Genomic DNA, 17,273 nt, shown 5'->3' with positions numbered 1-17,273 from the left:
ATCACCTTTTTTTATTCAGTATTGTTTAGCTATTTACTAGCAAACAATTTTACATCGTTTTTAGAAACTGTTTTTTCTCCTAGAATAATTAAACGCTCTACTACGTTTCTCAACTCACGGATATTTCCAGTCCAATCGTATTCTTGTAATAATGTTATTGCCTCTTTAGAAAACTCCTTTTTAGGCATCCCTTGTTCCTTAGAAATCTTATCGGCAAAGAAGTTTACCAATAAAGGAATATCGCCTCTTCTATCATTTAAAGCAGGAACTTTGATTAAGATTACTGCTAAACGGTGATATAAATCTTCACGAAAACGTCCTTCTGCTATTTCCTTTTTTAAATCTTTGTTGGTTGCAGCTACAACTCTAACATTTACTTTAATATCCTTATCCGAACCTACTCTCGAAATTCTATTTTCTTGTAAAGCACGTAATACTTTTGCTTGTGCAGACAAACTCATATCACCTATCTCATCTAAGAAAATAGTTCCTCCGTTAGCTGCTTCAAACTTACCTGCCCTATCTTTATTAGCCCCTGTAAACGATCCTTTTACATGACCAAATAATTCACTTTCTATTAATTCCGATGGAATTGCAGCACAGTTTACCTCAATCATAGGTGCTTTTGAACGATCTGATTTTTCGTGCAACCAGTGTGCTACTAATTCTTTTCCGGTTCCATTAGGTCCAGTAATTAAAACACGAGCATCGGTAGCGGCTACTTTTTCAATAATATCTTTAATATGAGTAATTTCATCACTCTCACCAATCATTTCGTAGCTTTTACTCACCTTCTTTTTAAGGCGCTTGTTCTCTACAACTAACTCTGTACGATCTAAAGCATTACGAACTGTATTTAATAACCTGTTTAAATCTGGCGGTTTCGATATATAATCAAAAGCACCTAAACGCATGGTATTAACAGCAGTATCTAAATCACCGTGACCAGAAATCATAACCATTGCAGTTTCAGGTTTTAGCTTTTTTGCTTTTTCTAATACCTCAACACCATCCATTTTTGGCATTTTAATATCGCACAATACTAAATCGTAATCTTTATTCTTAATCATTTCAATTCCAGCCAAACCATCTTCAGCCTCCTCTACTTCATAAGCATCATTCTCTTCTGTAATGATTTTTTTTAAAACTCTACGGATTGCCGCTTCGTCTTCTATGATTAATATTTTACTCATATATTATTTAGACTTTAAGATAAAAGACGAAAGAAGAAACTTTTATAATTCATTTATTCTTTCTTTTTATCAATTAACTCTTTATTATTTTATAAATTTTAATGGCTTAATATAACTATTCGTTCTTGGAAATCAAAAAGCGAGCCAAGTGTTATTACTGTAACTTTTTTATCTTTTTCAACTACTTAGATTTTCAGACAAAAGATGAAAAGATAATAGATTATTCTAAGGATTTTTTAAATCCAGAAATCATCTTTTGTAACTCTTCTATTTTTTTCTCTAGATTTAATAATTCCTTATTATTAATATAACTTTTATAGCTTGACAATACTATTTGCGTCTGTAATTCAAAAAGCGATCCAAGTGCTATTGTAAAAACTTTTTTATCTTTTTTAACCATTTAGATTTTTAGACAAAAGATGAAAAGATAATAGATTATTCTAAGGATTTTTTAAATCCAGAAATCATCTTTTGTAACTCTTCTATTTTTTCCTCTAGATTTATTAATTCCTTATTATTAATATAACTTTTATAGCTTGACAATACTATTTGCGTCTGTAATTCAAAAAGCGAGCCAAGTGCTATTTCAAGAAACCTTTTAAAGTCTTTTTTTGAACTTCTACTCGACCCTTCTGCTATATTTGAAGGAACAGAAACAGCTGATCTATTAATTTGAGAGGTCAAAGAATAAAGTTCTGATTTAGGAAAACTATCTGTTACTTTAAAAACTATTTTACAAAGTAGCATACTACTTTTCCATATTTTAAGTTTTTTAAAATTATGTTTCAACATTCTTTCTCTCTTTAGCAATTTATTTATCTTCTTCTCTTTTCTCTTAAGTCTTTTCTCTTTAGTCCTTTTGTCTTAAATCTTTTGTCCTTTTATCTCACAACCAGTCTTTCGTCTTTCGTCTTTTATCCTCCTTCTTATTCCTTTATAATATGAACATCTCTTTGCGGAAATGGTATAGAAATATTATGCTCTCTAAACAACTGATCTATTTTAAATCGAATTTCACTTTGCGGAATTAATGCTTGAAAACTATCGTTTAAAGTAAAAATCAACTTAAACTCTAATGCACTGTCTCCAAAGTTTTCAAATACAACTAATGGCGCTGGATATTCAAACACTTTTGGATGTTCCTTAGCAGCTTTTAATAACAGTTCTTTTACCAATTGAACATCACTTCCATAAGCCACACCTACCGATACACTTTCACGAGTAGTAGTTCCGTTTTGAGTCCAATTATATAAACTATTCGATAAATATTTATGATTGGGTATTACCAGTACTTTGTTATCTATGGTTACAGCTCTGGTAGTTCTTAGTTTTATTTCCTCTACTCTACCTACTTTTCCATCAATCTCAATAATATCACCTACATGTACACTTTGATCAACAATAATGAAAATACCAGAAATGATGTCCTGGAACAAGGTTTGTAATGCCAAACCAACACCAATCAATAATGCTGCCGATGCTGCAAATATGGCTGTTACATCAACTCCAGAAGTATTTAAAGTAGTTAGGAATATAATAATGTAGATAAACCAACTTGCAAAAGAAAAAACAGTATCAAACTTATTCTTATCCTCTGTTTGTAATCTTCTTTTTACAAACTTTTTAAAATACTTTAATAAAGACGATGCTAAAATTAAGACAACTATAAGTACTAGAATCGATTTTACGCTTATACCTATCTCTTTATTAAATTGAAAAGTATAGTTAAGTATTTTATTAAGTTCTTTCACAAAAATATATTTGTAGTAAATATATAATTTTAGTTAAAAAAAGCAGCTATCTTTTTCTGATAACTGCTTTTTATTATTTTGTTTTTTATCCGTTGTATTTAATCCATTTCCATAAATCTTTATAGCTCGGTTTCTTACCATACATTAAAATACCTACTCTATAAATCTTAGCTGCTACCCATACAATTAAGGCAAACGTAACAACTAATAACAACATCGATATTGCGATTTCCCACCAAGCAACTCCAAATGGAATACGCATTAGCATTACTATTGGCGATGTAAATGGTATATATGAGAACACCACTGAAACTGGTCCATGAGGGTCGTTTATTACAGTTGCAAAACCAACATATACTCCTAATATCAATGGCAACATAATTGGCATCATAAACTGTTGCGTGTCTGTCTCATTATCAACAGCAGCTCCTACAGCAGCAAATAATGAACTGTATAACATATAACCTCCTAAGAAATAGAAAATAAATAGTAAGAACATTTTTAATAATGGTAACCTAAATATTTCCTGAATAATCATTTCTCCTTTGCTTCCAGCTGCTTGTTGCATAGCCTCCATTTGTTCTGGCGATACTTTTGCTGTTTGCATTTCCATCATATCAATTCCTAAGAACGAAGATGCTATTAAACTAAACACAAAGAATAGAATACCCCAAATAAAGAATTGTAACAAACCTGCCGAAGCATTACCAATAATTTTACCTAGCATTAACTGGAAAGGTTTTACTGAAGAAACAATTACTTCTATAATTCTACTTGTTTTCTCTTCAATAACACTTCGCATTACAGATGTTCCATAAATCATTACAAACATCATTAATAAATATCCTGCTACGGCTCCTACTCCAATTTTTAGTCCATTGATTAATTTAGACGACTTCTCTCCTGAGAAATTAAACATCTTAATATCTGATGAAATTTTAGATGCTTTAATATGTTCTAAATCTATTCCAAACTTATTTAATTTCTCGTTTCTAAGTTTCTTTTCAATTTTATTCTCTAAGCTTGACATGATAGTCATACTAGGCGAATCTTTTGAGAAAAACTCAATTGAATTTGCTAATATCTCTAAACTATCTTTTTTAGGAATGTATAAAGCTCCGTAGTAATCTCCTTCTTCAACTTTCTTTTTAGAATCGTCGAGACCTAAAGCTGTAAAGTCTTCATATTTTACAGTTTTTGAATCTTTAAATACATCTTTAGCAAACAATCCTGACTCATCTACAAAAACGATTTTTTTAACTTTCTCATCATTTTTCTTCATTAAAAAGAATACCAATGCTCCCATACCAATCATTAGTAAAGGACTTAAGAAAGTCATTACTATAAATGATTTATTTCTAACCTTAGCAATAAACTCGCGCTCTATAATTAACTTTAATCTACTCATAGCTTAACTGTTTTTATTTACTGCCTCAATAAAGATATCGTTGGCACTTGGTATTAATTCTACAAAATGTTGTACTTGTCCTTGTGTTGTTAAATACGATAATAAATCGTTTGCTGTATTTCCTTCTGTTAATTTTACATTTAACTTCAAACCATCGTTTAATAATCTGAAATCAGCAGGTAACACTTTAAAGTTCTCTTTTAGTTTTGCTTCTACCTCTTTTCCGTTTGAAGTATTTAAACCAACTTGAAAAGTATTAGTTCTAAACTCTTTCTTTATATCATCTAATTTACCGTCTAATATTTTGTTAGACTTGTTAATTAAAGCAATATAATCGCACATTTCCTCAACACTTTCCATTCTGTGCGTTGAAAAAATAATCGTAGCTCCTTCGTCTCTTAATTGTAAAATTTCTTTTGCTATTAATTGTGCATTAATCGGATCGAACCCTGAGAAAGGTTCATCAAAAATTAATAATTTAGGTTGGTGTAAAACAGTTACAATAAACTGTACTTTTTGAGCCATCCCTTTAGATAACTCTTCTATTTTCTTACCCCACCAAGCTCCTATATCAAACTTATCAAACCAATACTTTAAGCGCTTTTTAGCTTCCGATTTACTCAATCCTTTAAGCTGCGCTAAGTACAAAGCTTGCTCTCCAACTTTCATACTTTTGTATAAACCTCTTTCTTCTGGTAGGTACCCAATGTGCTCTATGTGGTTTGGAGCTAATTTTTCACCATCTAAAATAACACTTCCACTATCGGGCATTGTTATTTGATTAATAATTCTAATCAAAGATGTTTTTCCTGCACCATTAGGTCCTAAAAGACCAAAAACACTTCCTTTAGGAATGTGCATAGATACATTGTTTAATGCAGTATACTCCCCATAGCGTTTTACTACATTATTAATTTCTAATAAATTATCCATAGATTTTAAAGTTGATTAATTGCTTGCTGTTTGTCAAAGAACAGCTAATGACAAACTTACATATTTTATATAGATTAGTATATTCCTTTTCCATTTTGTTACACTGAACATTTCTTTTTATTGTAAAGAACTTTAATTAGTTAATTTCCTAATTATCCACTCCAAAGGTCCTTGTTCCTTTTTTTGTGTCCACAAATAAGCAAACACTACACATAAAAAACTAAACAATAAAGCATAGGTAAAAGAGAATGTAATTGAATAACTCCCCATATTTTCTGGATTTAAAACAGCAACTATTCCCATTCCTATAACAACATGTGCTACATAAAATGTCAGGGCTAATTGACCTGTACTTTTTAATACCTGAATAATAAAATGTTCTTTGTATTTATTTGAAATTAAAATACATATTGAGATTATTCCTATAGCAAAGCTACTTCCAGCAATCATATAAAACGGCAAAGGAGGCATAGGACTCGTTCCTAAAACCTGACTTAACTCATTCAAGGTTTCAGTATTTCCTTCAGAAAATATATAAAGTAGAATTTTAGAGACAATCACCGTAATTACAAAAACACACATACTTACAATCATAGATTTCTTAACAAATTTTTCATCTGCTAAATTCTGTTTCCCAAACCAAAGACCAATTAACATAAAAGATACCCAAGGAATAACTGGATGAAAACCATTGTAAAATAGATTCCTCGTAAATCCGGATAGTGTCCAAAAATTATGATATTCAAATGTTTTATAATCCCAACCAATATCGTAATCAAAGAATAGCATAAGAATTGGATACAAAAGTATAATCGCTCCAGCAACAAGTAATATTTTTGATTTATCAACTGTTAAGAATAATACAGTTAGAAGCATATAAACTCCATAGAAATGTAGAATATCGGCAATCCAAATAGGCAAATACACTACACCTATTATAAATAGAAAAATGGCTCTTTTTATAATTTTGTTTCTAACATTATGAAGCTTTTGTTGATCTCTATTTTGAATACTTGAATTAGACATAAATGCCAACCCTACTCCCGCTAACACCACAAAAGTAGCAGCAGCTTTTCCTTCAAATAAGCTTGTAAAGTATTTTAATGTCTGATTTCCATTATTTCCAAACGCAACTTTAAAATTAACTATAATCATTCCTATTACAGCCAATGCTCTTGCCACATCAATACCAATTATACGTTTCATCATATACAATTTAAAACTACTAATTAGTAAGCCCTTAGTGCCTTTCGTTACGTTATCTGTATGTTAATTTTATTATGCATGCATAACTTTTTTGCAAAATACTATGCATGCATAATAAATTTTTATATCTTTGACAACGATGGATAAAAGTAAATCAATAGATCACCAATTAAGAGCTACTTGGCAAGCTGTTGCAAAATTGTATAACGAACAAGCTGCAAAGCACGATAGTACAATGGCAACTGCTTTTGTTTTATTGAACATAGATTATGAAAACGGTACGCCTTCTACAGCCTTAGGTCCTTTAATGGGAATGGAACCTACTAGTCTTTCTCGTTTATTAAAAACAATGGAAGATAAAGGGGTTATATGCAGAGAGAAAAATCCTAATGATGGTAGAAGTGTTATTATTAAGTTAACCGATTATGGTAAAGAAATGCGAGAAGTTTCTAAAGGCCATGTATATCAATTTAACAATAAAGTAAGAGAACATATTACTGAAGAAGAATTGGAAAACTTCTTTAAAGTAACAACTACAATAAACAAACTTATTACAGACAAGTTAATATACGATGATGATATTGACAAAAAAGCTGTATAAAACAAACCAACAAACAAATGACAAGAAGAATTAAAAAAGTAGCAATTATCGGTTCTGGTATTATGGGAAGTGGTATTGCATGTCATTTTGCCAACATTGGCGTTGAAGTCTTATTATTAGACATTGTTCCTAGAGAACTTAACGACAAAGAAAAAGCAAAAGGATTAACGTTAGAAGACAAAGCTGTTCGTAATCGTTTGGTTAATGATGCTTTAGCTGCTTCGTTAAAATCGAAGCCATCTCCTATTTACAAAAAAGAGTTTGCGAGTAGAATTACTACTGGTAACTTAGAAGATGATATTGCTAAGGTTGCTGATGTAGATTGGATTATGGAAGTTGTTGTAGAGCGATTAGATATTAAAAAAATCGTTTTTGAAAAATTAGAAAAGTACCGTAAACCTGGTACTATTATTTCATCAAATACTTCGGGGATTCCTATCAAATTTATGAATGAAGGAAGAAGTGAAGATTTCCAAAAGCACTTTGCTGTAACTCACTTTTTTAACCCTCCTCGTTATTTAAAATTATTTGAAGTTGTCCCTGGACCTAACTGTAAGCAAGAAGTTACTGACTTCTTAATGGATTACGGTTCTAAATTCTTAGGAAAAACTTCAGTATTAGCTAAAGATACTCCTGCTTTTATTGGTAATAGAATTGGTATTTTCGGAATCCAATCGTTATTCCACCAAGTAAAAGAATTAGGATTAACTATTGAAGAAGTAGATAAATTAACAGGACCAGTTATTGGACGTCCTAAATCTGCTACTTTCCGTACTGTTGATGTTGTTGGTTTAGATACTTTAGTACACGTTGCTAATGGTATTTACGACAACTGTCCTAACGACGAAGCTCACGAATTATTCAAGTTACCAGATTTCATCAATACAATGATGGAAAATAAATGGTTGGGAAGTAAAACTAAGCAAGGTTTCTACAAAAAAACTGTTAACGCAGAAGGAAAGAAAGAAATCTTATCGTTAGATTTAGATACGATGGAATATCGTGCTAAAAAACGTGCGAAGTTTGCTACGTTAGAATTAACAAAAACTATAGATAAGCCAATTGATCGTTTTAAAGTATTAGTTGGTGGAAAAGATAAAGCGGGTGAATTCTACCGTAAGAACTTTGCAGCAATGTTTGCATACGTTCAAAATAGAATTCCAGAAATCTCTGACGATTTATATAAAATTGACGATGCCATGAAAGCTGGTTTCGGATGGGAAAATGGACCTTTCGAAATTTGGGATGCTGTAGGTGTAGAAAAAGGTATCGAATTAATGAAAGCTGAAGGAAAAGAGCCAGCTGCTTGGGTTACTGAAATGCTAGCAAAAGGATCTAAATCTTTCTATACAGTTAAAGAAGGAGCTACTTATTACTATGATGTAACTGCAAAAGCTCAAACTAAAAAACCAGGTCAGGATTCATTCATCATCTTAGATAATATTCGTAAAACAAATGAGGTATTTAAAAACTCAGGAGTTGTTATTGAGGATTTAGGAGATGGTATCCTAAACTGTGAATTCCAATCTAAAATGAACACTATTGGTGGAGATGTTTTAGCTGGATTAAACAAAGCAGTTGATTTAGCTGAAAAAGACTTCCAAGGATTAGTAATTGGTAACCAAGGAGCAAACTTCTCTGTTGGTGCTAATATTGGAATGATTTTTATGATGGCTGTAGAGCAAGAGTATGACGAATTAAATATGGCTATCAAGTATTTCCAAGATACTATGATGCGTATGCGTTATTCTGCAATTCCTACAATTGCTGCTCCTCATGGTATGGCTTTAGGTGGTGGATGTGAATTATCATTACACGCTGATAAAGTTGTTGCTGCTGCTGAAACTTATATGGGATTAGTAGAGTTTGGAGTTGGAGTTATCCCTGGTGGAGGTGGTTCTAAAGAAATGGCATTACGTGCCTCTGACACTTTCCGTAAAGGAGATGTACAATTAAATGTATTACAAGAGTATTTCTTAACTATTGGTATGGCTAAAGTAGGAACTTCAGCATATGAAGCTTTCGATTTAGGTTTATTAGAAAAAGGTAAAGATGTAGTTGTAGTGAATAGAGATCGTCAAATTGCAGAAGCTAAGAAACATGCATTGTTACTAGCTGAAGCTGGATATACACAACCTGCTGCTCGTAAAGATGATGTATTAGTACTTGGAAAGCAAGCATTAGGTGCATTCTTAGTAGCTACAGATTCTATGCAAGCAAGTAGATTTATATCAGAACACGATCAAAAGATTGCAAACAAATTAGCCTATGTAATGGCTGGTGGAGATTTATCAGAACCAACAAAAGTTTCTGAACAGTATTTATTAAACCTTGAACGTGAAGCATTCTTAAGCTTAGCGACAGAACGTAAAACGTTAGAGCGTATTCAACACATGTTAAAAACTGGTAAACCACTTCGTAACTAAAAGTTACGATTAGTATTGAGATATTAGTATTAAGTAATTAGAAATGCACAAAGTAGAAAATTTAAAAATATGGCAAAAGTCAATTCAATTGACCAAAGCAATATATCTACTTATTTCAGAATTACCTTCCGATGAAAAATTCGGTCTAACATCTCAAATAAAGAGAAGTGCTATTTCAATTCCTTCAAATATAGCCGAAGGAGCTGGTAGAAATTCTCAAAAAGAATTCAAACACTTTTTGAGTATTGCGAATGGTTCAGCATATGAATTACAAACGCAATTAATATTAGTTATTGAATTAGATCTGATTAATAAAGACAAAGTACAACCTATTATTGAGCAATGTATTGAAATACAAAAAATGAATTATGTTTTTCAACAAAAATTATAAATCGCAATACTAGAATCTCAATACTCAATACTAAAAATAAAAATGAAAACAGCATATATAGTAAAAGGATATAGAACCGCCGTAGGTAAATCTAAAAAAGGTGCGTTCAGATTTAAAAGAGCTGATGAGTTAGCTGCTGAAACAATCGATTATATGATGAAGCAGTTACCTGAGTTCGATAAAAAACGAATTGACGATGTTATCGTTGGTAACGCAATGCCAGAAGGTTCTCAAGGATTAAACATGGCTCGTTTAATTTCTTTAATGGGATTAAAAACTGAAGATGTTCCTGGAGTAACTGTAAACCGTTTCTGTTCTTCTGGATTAGAAACTATAGGTATGGCAGTAGCAAAGATTCAATCTGGAATGGCAGATTGTATTATTGCTGGAGGAGCTGAAAGTATGAGTTCTGTACCTATGACAGGATTTAAACCAGAATTAAACTACGATATCGTAGCTGATGGTCATGCTGATTATTACTGGGGAATGGGAAATACAGCCGAAGAGGTTGCTCAGAAATATAATATTTCTCGTAAAGATCAAGATGAGTTTGCTTTAAACTCTCACTTAAAAGCATTAAAAGCTCAAGAAGAAAATCGTTTCCAAGACCAAATAGTTCCTATTGAAGTTGAAGAAACTTATGTAGATGCTAATGGTAAAAGAGCTACAAGAAAATTTACAGTAACAAAAGATGAAGGTCCACGTAAAGGATCAAACATTGCTGGATTAGAGCGCTTAAAACCAGTATTTGCTGCTGGTGGTAGTGTTACAGCGGGTAACTCTTCACAAACAAGTGATGGAGCTGCTTTTGTTATGGTTATGAGCGAAGATATGGTTAAGGAATTAAACCTAAAACCAATAGCACGTATGGTAAGTTATGCTGCTGCTGGTGTTCCACCAAGAATCATGGGAATTGGACCAGTTGCTGCTATTCCAAAGGCGTTAAAACAAGCTGGATTAAAACAAGAAGACATTAGCTTAATAGAATTGAACGAAGCATTTGCCTCTCAATCATTAGCTGTAATTCGCGAATTAGGACTAGATGCAGATATCATTAATGTAAATGGTGGAGCAATCGCTTTAGGACACCCATTAGGTTGTACTGGAGCTAAATTATCAGTTCAATTGTTTGATGAAATGCGCAAGCGTAACATGCAAGGAAAGTACGGTATGGTAACTATGTGTGTAGGTACAGGACAAGGTGCTGCTGGTATTTTCGAGTTTTTAAACTAGGAATAAGATATAAGTAATGAGTATTGAGATTTTTCTCTACTCCTAAAAAAATAAATTTAAAATCAAAAAAGTAGTTAGTAACTCAATACTCACTACTGATTACTAAAATCTAAAAATATTATGTCAGAATTAAAGAAAGATATTTTACGTGGTGGTCAATTCCTTGTAAAGGAAACAAACTGTGAAGATGTATTCACTCCAGAAGATTTTTCTGAAGAGCAAAATATGATGAAAGAAGCGGTTAAAGAATTTAACGACCGTGAAATCATACCTCATAAAGAACGTTTTGAAAAGAAAGATTATGCCTTAACTGAAGAAACTATGCGTAAAGCTGGTGAATTAGGTTTCTTAGGTGTTTCTGTTCCTGAAGCTTACGGTGGATTAGGAATGGGATTTGTTTCTACGATGTTAACTTGTGATTATATTTCAAGTGGAACAGGTTCTTTTAGTACTGCTTTTGGTGCACACACGGGTATTGGAACAATGCCAATTACTTTATATGGTACAGAAGAGCAAAAGCAAAAATTTGTTCCTGCTTTAGCAATGGGTGAGCGTTTTGGAGCTTACTGTTTAACTGAGCCAGGAGCTGGATCGGATGCTAATTCTGGTAAAACTACTGCCGAATTAACTGAAGACGGTAAACATTATAAAATTAACGGACAAAAAATGTGGATTTCTAATGCAGGTTTTGCTGAAATCTTTATCGTTTTTGCTCGTATAGAAGATGATAAAAACATTACTGGTTTTATCTTAGAATATGATAAAAACAATCCTAACGGAGTTACTTTAGGAGAGGAAGAGCATAAATTAGGTATCCGTGCTTCTTCTACTCGTCAGGTATTCTTTAACGATACATTAGTACCAGTAGAAAATATGTTATCAGTTCGTGGTGGTGGATTCAAAATCGCTATGAATGCATTAAACGTTGGACGTATTAAATTAGCAGCTGCTTGTTTAGATTCTCAAAGAAGAATTATCGATCACGCTGTAAACTACGCTAACGAACGTAAACAATTTAAAACTCCTATCTCTGAATTTGGAGCTATTAAAATGAAATTAGCAGAAATGGCTACCAATGCTTATGTTGGAGAGTCTGCATCGTATAGAGCTGCTAAAAACATTGAAGATAGAATCGCTATCCGTGAGTCGGAAGGAAACACACATCAAGAAGCAGAATTAAAAGGTGTTGAGGAATACGCTATTGAATGTTCAATTTTAAAAGTAGCTGTTTCTGAAGATGTTCAAAACTGTTCTGATGAAGGAATCCAAGTTTACGGAGGTATGGGATTCTCTGAAGAAACTCCAATGGAATCTGCTTGGAGAGATGCTCGTATTGCTCGTATTTATGAAGGAACTAACGAAATTAACAGATTATTATCTGTAGGAATGTTAGTTAAGAAAGCCATGAAAGGTCATGTAGATTTATTAAATCCTGCTATGGCTGTTGGTGAAGAGTTAATGGGTATTCCTTCTTTTGACACACCAGATTATTCTGAGTTGTTTGCAGAAGAGAAAGAAATTATAGCAAAATTAAAGAAGGTATTTTTAATGGTTGCTGGTGCTGCTATCCAAAAATTTGGAACTGAGTTAGAACAACACCAACAATTATTAACTGCTGCTTCTAATATCTTAATTGAAATTTACATGGCAGAGTCTGGAATTTTGAGAACTGAGAAAAACGCAAAACGTTTTGGTGAAGAAGCTCAAAAAGAACAGATTGCAATGGCGAAATTATACTTATACAATGCTGTAGAAATTATTACTAAAAACGGAAGAGAAGGAATTATCTCTTTTGCTGAAGGTGATGAGCAACGTATGATGTTAATGGGATTAAAACGTTTTACAAAGTATGCGAACTACCCTAACGTTGTTGAGTTGCGTAATACAATTGCAGAAAAATTAAAAGCAGAAAACAAATACTGCTTCTAAAAAAATATGAATATAGTTTACAACATTGTGTAATTATTAAATGGTAAACTATTATTAAAAAGCTTCTATAACTTTATAGGTTTTAGAATTTAGTTGTTTGTTTAAAGATCGTTAAATTAGTTTTTAGCGGTCTTTTTTATTTATATTTATTTTGTAAGACTCTTAATTCAAAAAATGTACTTTATAAAACAATTTAAAAACCTTCACAAACTCATAGCTTTTATAGCTTTATCCATAGTTTTTTCTTGTAAGAAAAATCATCAAGATTTATCCCCTATAAGTTATGCTCAATTTGAAACATTTGTAGAACAAACTGGTTATAAAACTGATGCTGAAAAATACGGGTGGTCTATAGTACAAGTAAATGTTTATGACTTTAAAAAAGTTGATGGTGCCTACTGGAAAAAACCTGATGGTATAAACAACATAAATTCTAAAGACTTGCCTGTAACTCAAGTAAGTTATAACGATGCCATAGCCTACTGTAAATGGTCTGGTACTCGATTACCTAATTATGATGAATATTGGGAACTAATTAAAACAGATAAAAGAGTGGTTGTTTCTGAAAATGAACTCCCAATATCTCCTGTAAACGAAGTTAATATTTTAGGAAATGTATGGGATATAACCGAAACTAAAAGAGGTGATTTAGTTAGACTTGCTGGTGGCTCTTTATTTTGCTCAAAAACAACTTGTCATGGTACAGTAAAACAAAGAGAATTGTTTGTAGATAAAGAAACTGGTAATATTCATATAGGCTTTTCTGTTATTAAATAAAGACAGGCTTTATCTTTGCAAATAAAATTCTTGACTTTTGAAAGAGCTATTTAATTTCCTTTTTTATTCTGGTTTTAGTTTATGTGTTTTATTAATTATTTTAATTTTAAAACGTATACACCAGCATTTTTCTAACAAAATTCTAATTGGAATATTTTTTTGCTTATTAATTTTATTTCTAACCTACTCGTCATATTATTTAGAATATACAAACCTCTCTTTTTTTATAACACCAATTGGAACTATAGTTCCATTAGCATTAGGCCCTCTCCTATTTAACTATATAAAGTCTATATATAATTCTGAAATTGATCCCAAAAAGACTGTTAAGGATTTAATTCCTTTTTTTATTGGCTTTTTATTATTTAGTATTCCAAGGTATTTTTTACCAAACCTCAGCAGTAATTATCAAAACAATATTATTCTACTAAGCTTTATAATTCCTTTTTTGGGTTATGGATACTTTATATATTATTTATTCCTAAGCTTTAAGCTTTTAAAAACCTATAGAAAAAAGGTTAAAGAAAACTATTCTTACATAAAAAACATCGATTTAAAATGGCTGTCTATTTGGTTATATGGACTGATTATTTTTGTTCTTATCGATGGAATCTCAGGTGGATTGTTACTAGTTTATTCATCTTTAAAATTTGTATTAACTTTTAATCTCCTATTCTTAACTGCCTTAATATGGTATATTGGATATTATGGTTTGAATCAAACACAGGTCTTTTTATTGCAAAGAGAATTTAATAAAGAAGAGAAAGTTCTTAAGACACCCATAGAAGAAAAAAGCAAGATTTCTAATTCTCCTAAATTGAAAGAAAAATTAGAAAAGCTTTTTGATACAGACCAAGTTTTTAAGAAACAAAATCTTTCTTTGAGAGAAACTGCTTCATTATTGGAAACTACCGACAAAAAACTTTCCAATTATTTAAACACCGAACTGAATACTACTTTTTACGAATATGTAAATTCTTATCGAATTCAGCATTTCAAGAAAAGTATTAGCAATGGTACTTCAAAAAACTTAACCTTATTGGCTATTGCATTTGATTCTGGTTTTAACTCTAAAGCTACTTTTAATAGAGTTTTTAAACAGCAAGAAGGAATAACTCCTTTACAATTCAAAAAAAGTTTAGAAAAAAAAGTCTCATAGCATCTAATGAGTCGATTTGCGCCTTGTTTATCAGTTGTTTTGCTCAAAATTTAAATGAGTAAACAATTATTATGAACACAACAATTGACACTAACACGTATCGAAAAACGAACCTTAAAAAAGCCAAAAAATATACTCTTTGGTTGTTAGGAATTTCTTGGGGAATCGGATTCTTATTTTTAAACATCCTTGATTTTTCTAATCTTATTTTTAGAACAATATTTTCATTGGTCTATGGTTTTTTACCGGCAATAGTTGCCATCATAATTAATAAAAAAGAAGGCGGTAATTGGAAATCTCTACAATTTTTTAAACCATCATTAAAAGGAAGCTCATTAGCTATACTAATCCCCTTAACCTATGTTACAATAGGATTTTATTGTCAAGTAAAATTAGGATATCGATTAACTCCTGATTGGTCTATACTTGGAGGTACAACAGAAATAATTTTATTAATTGGGTTAGGTTATTTAGCTACTAGTATTTTGGTAATGGGAGAAGAAATTGGATGGAGAGGTTACCTACAAGAAAAGTTATTTAATGCTTTTGGCGAAATAAAAGGAGTTGTTATTCTAGGACTTATTTGGGCTTTTTGGCATTTACCAGTTGCTTTAAAAGGATACAATTTCCCAAACCATCCTTATTTAGAGGCTTTTGTTACTTACCCTTTAGTATGTATTGCTTTCTCTTTAATTATAGCTTACTTAGGCTATAATAGATATTCAATCTTCATTGCAATTTTAGCACACGGAGCTAACAATCATTTTAATGCTATTGCAATTTCTGTTACTGAATTAAAAGATGAGTTTTCTTTTGCAATGCTTAGCAACTTTATATGTATTGACTTAATTTTAATATTTGGGTACTTGTATTGGAAAAAACTTAAAAAGGCAAAACAACAAGCTATGGGAAAAGCTTAGTGGGGAAATAACTATGGAAAAAGAAGGTTAGTAAAAAAGATCATCAAATAAAATTTGGTGGTCTTTTTAATATAAAATAACTTTAAACACCCTTTGAAACTTAAATGAAACTCTGATGATAAACATAAATAATGCTTTTGAAAGCATCCAAAATTACTTTTCTCCCAAAATAATTTCTGAGGTAAACGATCAATTTGTTAAACTTGCTAAAATTAAAGGAGAAGATATTCCTTGGCACAATCATGAAAATGAAGATGAGTTATTCTACATCATAGAAGGTTCTTTATTAATGGAAATTGAAAACGAACCAAGTTTTACTATGAATAAAGGTGATTTATATGTAGTTCCTAAAGGTGTTAATCATCGTGTTTCTTCAGAAAAAGAATGTTTTATTATGCTTATTGAAAGTAAAACAACATTACACACAGGTACTGTGAAATCTTCAATTACAAAGTCTCTTGATGATCAGAAATACTAAAAATAAAAAAGAGCCTATTCATTGTAGGCTCTTTATTTATAATATCAATTCAAACTTTTAATTGCTTCTTATAATTACGTCTCCATTAAAGTTCTTGAAAAGTAATTCTGGTCCTCCTCCATTAATTGCTCCAGTAATCCAGTTTTCTACTTTTACTCTGTATGCATTTCCTTTTTTAGAATTCCCTTTAGTCACTTTAGCTTTTGATGGCTTAGCTTTTAAATCAAAGTCAGTATAAATTTCTCCTCTATCTGATTTAATTTTTACATCAGCTTTTAAATTCTTTGGAAAAGTTACATCGATATCTCCATTTAAACTACTAAAGGCCATTGCTGTATTGGGTGTTACTTTTTTAAAGTTTACTACAATATCTTTATTTAAAGCATCAGCACTCACAGAGCCACTAATATCTTTTAATACAATTCCACCGTTTGTGTTACTAATATCCATTGCTCCTTCTACATTTTCTACATAAATAGAGCCTTGATTTACAGTAGATATTTTTAAAGAAAACTTTTTCGGCACTTTAATCTCAAAATCAATAGTTGCTACAGGTGAACTTTGAATACGAACTGTATTATCTAATTCTTCTACTTCAAATTCCATTGATTGGTTTGAAATCTTCTTTAATCCTGATTTTCCTCTTCTACTACTGCTATGTCTATCTTTTCTCCTATTGCCTGTAACTACAACTTCATTACCATCATATCCTACTACATTGATCGATCCTCTAATAATTCCCATTTTTAAAATTCCTGCTTGTTTAGAATTACTCAATGGAATACTTACTGTTTCTTGTGCTGTTAAATTGAATGCTAATAAAAACAATATACTAAACACTCCTATTTTTATATTTTTAATACTCATT

17 protein-coding genes are annotated in these 17,273 nt (G+C 31.3%); 9 read left to right on the top strand and 8 right to left on the bottom strand.

The annotated features are described in order from the left end of the window. Nucleotides 1-29 precede the first annotated feature (29 nt). From F7018_RS14770 to F7018_RS14740, 7 genes are all read right to left on the bottom strand, one after another. Nucleotides 30-1,193: a sigma-54-dependent transcriptional regulator gene (locus F7018_RS14770; RefSeq protein ID WP_150900868.1), complete on the bottom strand. Its 1,164-nt coding sequence runs from the start codon at nucleotides 1,191-1,193 to the stop codon at nucleotides 30-32. 220 nt (nucleotides 1,194-1,413) lie between these two features. Next, the gene (locus F7018_RS14765; protein WP_150900867.1) at nucleotides 1,414-1,593 is read right to left on the bottom strand and encodes a four helix bundle protein; all 180 of its coding nucleotides are present in this window, start codon (nucleotides 1,591-1,593) and stop codon (nucleotides 1,414-1,416) included. Nucleotides 1,594-1,628: 35 nt separating this feature from the next. Beyond that, a complete protein-coding gene (locus tag F7018_RS14760; protein ID WP_150900866.1) occupies nucleotides 1,629-1,985 on the bottom strand; it encodes a four helix bundle protein in 357 nt (118 codons plus the stop codon). A 134-nt stretch (nucleotides 1,986-2,119) separates the two neighbouring features. After that, nucleotides 2,120-2,944 carry a mechanosensitive ion channel family protein gene (locus tag F7018_RS14755; RefSeq protein WP_246175211.1) on the bottom strand — a complete coding sequence of 275 codons (825 nt, stop codon included), beginning with the start codon at nucleotides 2,942-2,944 and terminating at the stop codon, nucleotides 2,120-2,122. Nucleotides 2,945-3,029: 85 nt separating this feature from the next. Further along, nucleotides 3,030-4,352 (bottom strand): ABC transporter permease, encoded by a 1,323-nt coding sequence (locus F7018_RS14750; protein ID WP_150900864.1) that lies wholly within the window; start codon nucleotides 4,350-4,352, stop codon nucleotides 3,030-3,032. Between the two features lie 3 nt (nucleotides 4,353-4,355). After that, nucleotides 4,356-5,285, bottom strand: coding sequence for an ABC transporter ATP-binding protein (locus tag F7018_RS14745; RefSeq protein WP_150900863.1), 930 nt, complete (start codon nucleotides 5,283-5,285; stop codon nucleotides 4,356-4,358). A gap of 132 nt (nucleotides 5,286-5,417) precedes the next feature. Further along, nucleotides 5,418-6,491: a DUF418 domain-containing protein gene (locus F7018_RS14740; RefSeq protein ID WP_246175207.1), complete on the bottom strand. Its 1,074-nt coding sequence runs from the start codon at nucleotides 6,489-6,491 to the stop codon at nucleotides 5,418-5,420. Nucleotides 6,492-6,630: 139 nt separating this feature from the next. On the opposite strand from F7018_RS14740, the gene F7018_RS14735 reads away from it, so the two are divergent. The 9 genes from F7018_RS14735 to F7018_RS14695 all read left to right on the top strand — a co-directional run bounded on the left by F7018_RS14735 (nucleotide 6,631) and on the right by F7018_RS14695 (nucleotide 16,405). Further along, nucleotides 6,631-7,092, top strand: coding sequence for a MarR family winged helix-turn-helix transcriptional regulator (locus tag F7018_RS14735; RefSeq protein ID WP_150900861.1), 462 nt, complete (start codon nucleotides 6,631-6,633; stop codon nucleotides 7,090-7,092). Nucleotides 7,093-7,109: 17 nt separating this feature from the next. Beyond that, nucleotides 7,110-9,518 carry a 3-hydroxyacyl-CoA dehydrogenase/enoyl-CoA hydratase family protein gene (locus F7018_RS18875; RefSeq protein ID WP_150900860.1) on the top strand — a complete coding sequence of 803 codons (2,409 nt, stop codon included), beginning with the start codon at nucleotides 7,110-7,112 and terminating at the stop codon, nucleotides 9,516-9,518. Between the two features lie 43 nt (nucleotides 9,519-9,561). Further along, nucleotides 9,562-9,909 (top strand): four helix bundle protein, encoded by a 348-nt coding sequence (locus F7018_RS14725; RefSeq protein ID WP_150900859.1) that lies wholly within the window; start codon nucleotides 9,562-9,564, stop codon nucleotides 9,907-9,909. A 42-nt stretch (nucleotides 9,910-9,951) separates the two neighbouring features. After that, the gene (locus tag F7018_RS14720; protein ID WP_150900858.1) at nucleotides 9,952-11,142 is read left to right on the top strand and encodes an acetyl-CoA C-acyltransferase; all 1,191 of its coding nucleotides are present in this window, start codon (nucleotides 9,952-9,954) and stop codon (nucleotides 11,140-11,142) included. A 120-nt stretch (nucleotides 11,143-11,262) separates the two neighbouring features. Next, nucleotides 11,263-13,071 (top strand): acyl-CoA dehydrogenase family protein, encoded by a 1,809-nt coding sequence (locus tag F7018_RS14715; protein ID WP_150900857.1) that lies wholly within the window; start codon nucleotides 11,263-11,265, stop codon nucleotides 13,069-13,071. A 174-nt stretch (nucleotides 13,072-13,245) separates the two neighbouring features. Next, nucleotides 13,246-13,848 (top strand): SUMF1/EgtB/PvdO family nonheme iron enzyme, encoded by a 603-nt coding sequence (locus F7018_RS14710; protein ID WP_150900856.1) that lies wholly within the window; start codon nucleotides 13,246-13,248, stop codon nucleotides 13,846-13,848. A gap of 37 nt (nucleotides 13,849-13,885) precedes the next feature. Further along, the gene (locus F7018_RS14705; RefSeq protein WP_150900855.1) at nucleotides 13,886-15,007 is read left to right on the top strand and encodes a helix-turn-helix domain-containing protein; all 1,122 of its coding nucleotides are present in this window, start codon (nucleotides 13,886-13,888) and stop codon (nucleotides 15,005-15,007) included. Between the two features lie 71 nt (nucleotides 15,008-15,078). Continuing rightward, nucleotides 15,079-15,927: a CPBP family intramembrane glutamic endopeptidase gene (locus F7018_RS14700; protein WP_150900854.1), complete on the top strand. Its 849-nt coding sequence runs from the start codon at nucleotides 15,079-15,081 to the stop codon at nucleotides 15,925-15,927. A 115-nt stretch (nucleotides 15,928-16,042) separates the two neighbouring features. Next, entirely contained in the window at nucleotides 16,043-16,405 is a 363-nt protein-coding gene (locus F7018_RS14695) for a cupin domain-containing protein (RefSeq protein WP_175578748.1), read from the top strand. Nucleotides 16,406-16,462: 57 nt separating this feature from the next. On the opposite strand, the gene F7018_RS14690 is transcribed toward F7018_RS14695, so the two are convergent. Next, nucleotides 16,463-17,272, bottom strand: coding sequence for a DUF4097 family beta strand repeat-containing protein (locus tag F7018_RS14690; RefSeq protein ID WP_150900852.1), 810 nt, complete (start codon nucleotides 17,270-17,272; stop codon nucleotides 16,463-16,465). Nucleotide 17,273 lies beyond the last annotated feature (1 nt).

Origin of the sequence: Tenacibaculum aiptasiae (assembly GCF_008806755.1) — a bacterium.
GTDB lineage: Bacteria > Bacteroidota > Bacteroidia > Flavobacteriales > Flavobacteriaceae > Polaribacter > Polaribacter aiptasiae.
Note: the sequence above shows the minus strand (reverse complement) of the source record. Positions and strands in the feature narration are given on the sequence as shown.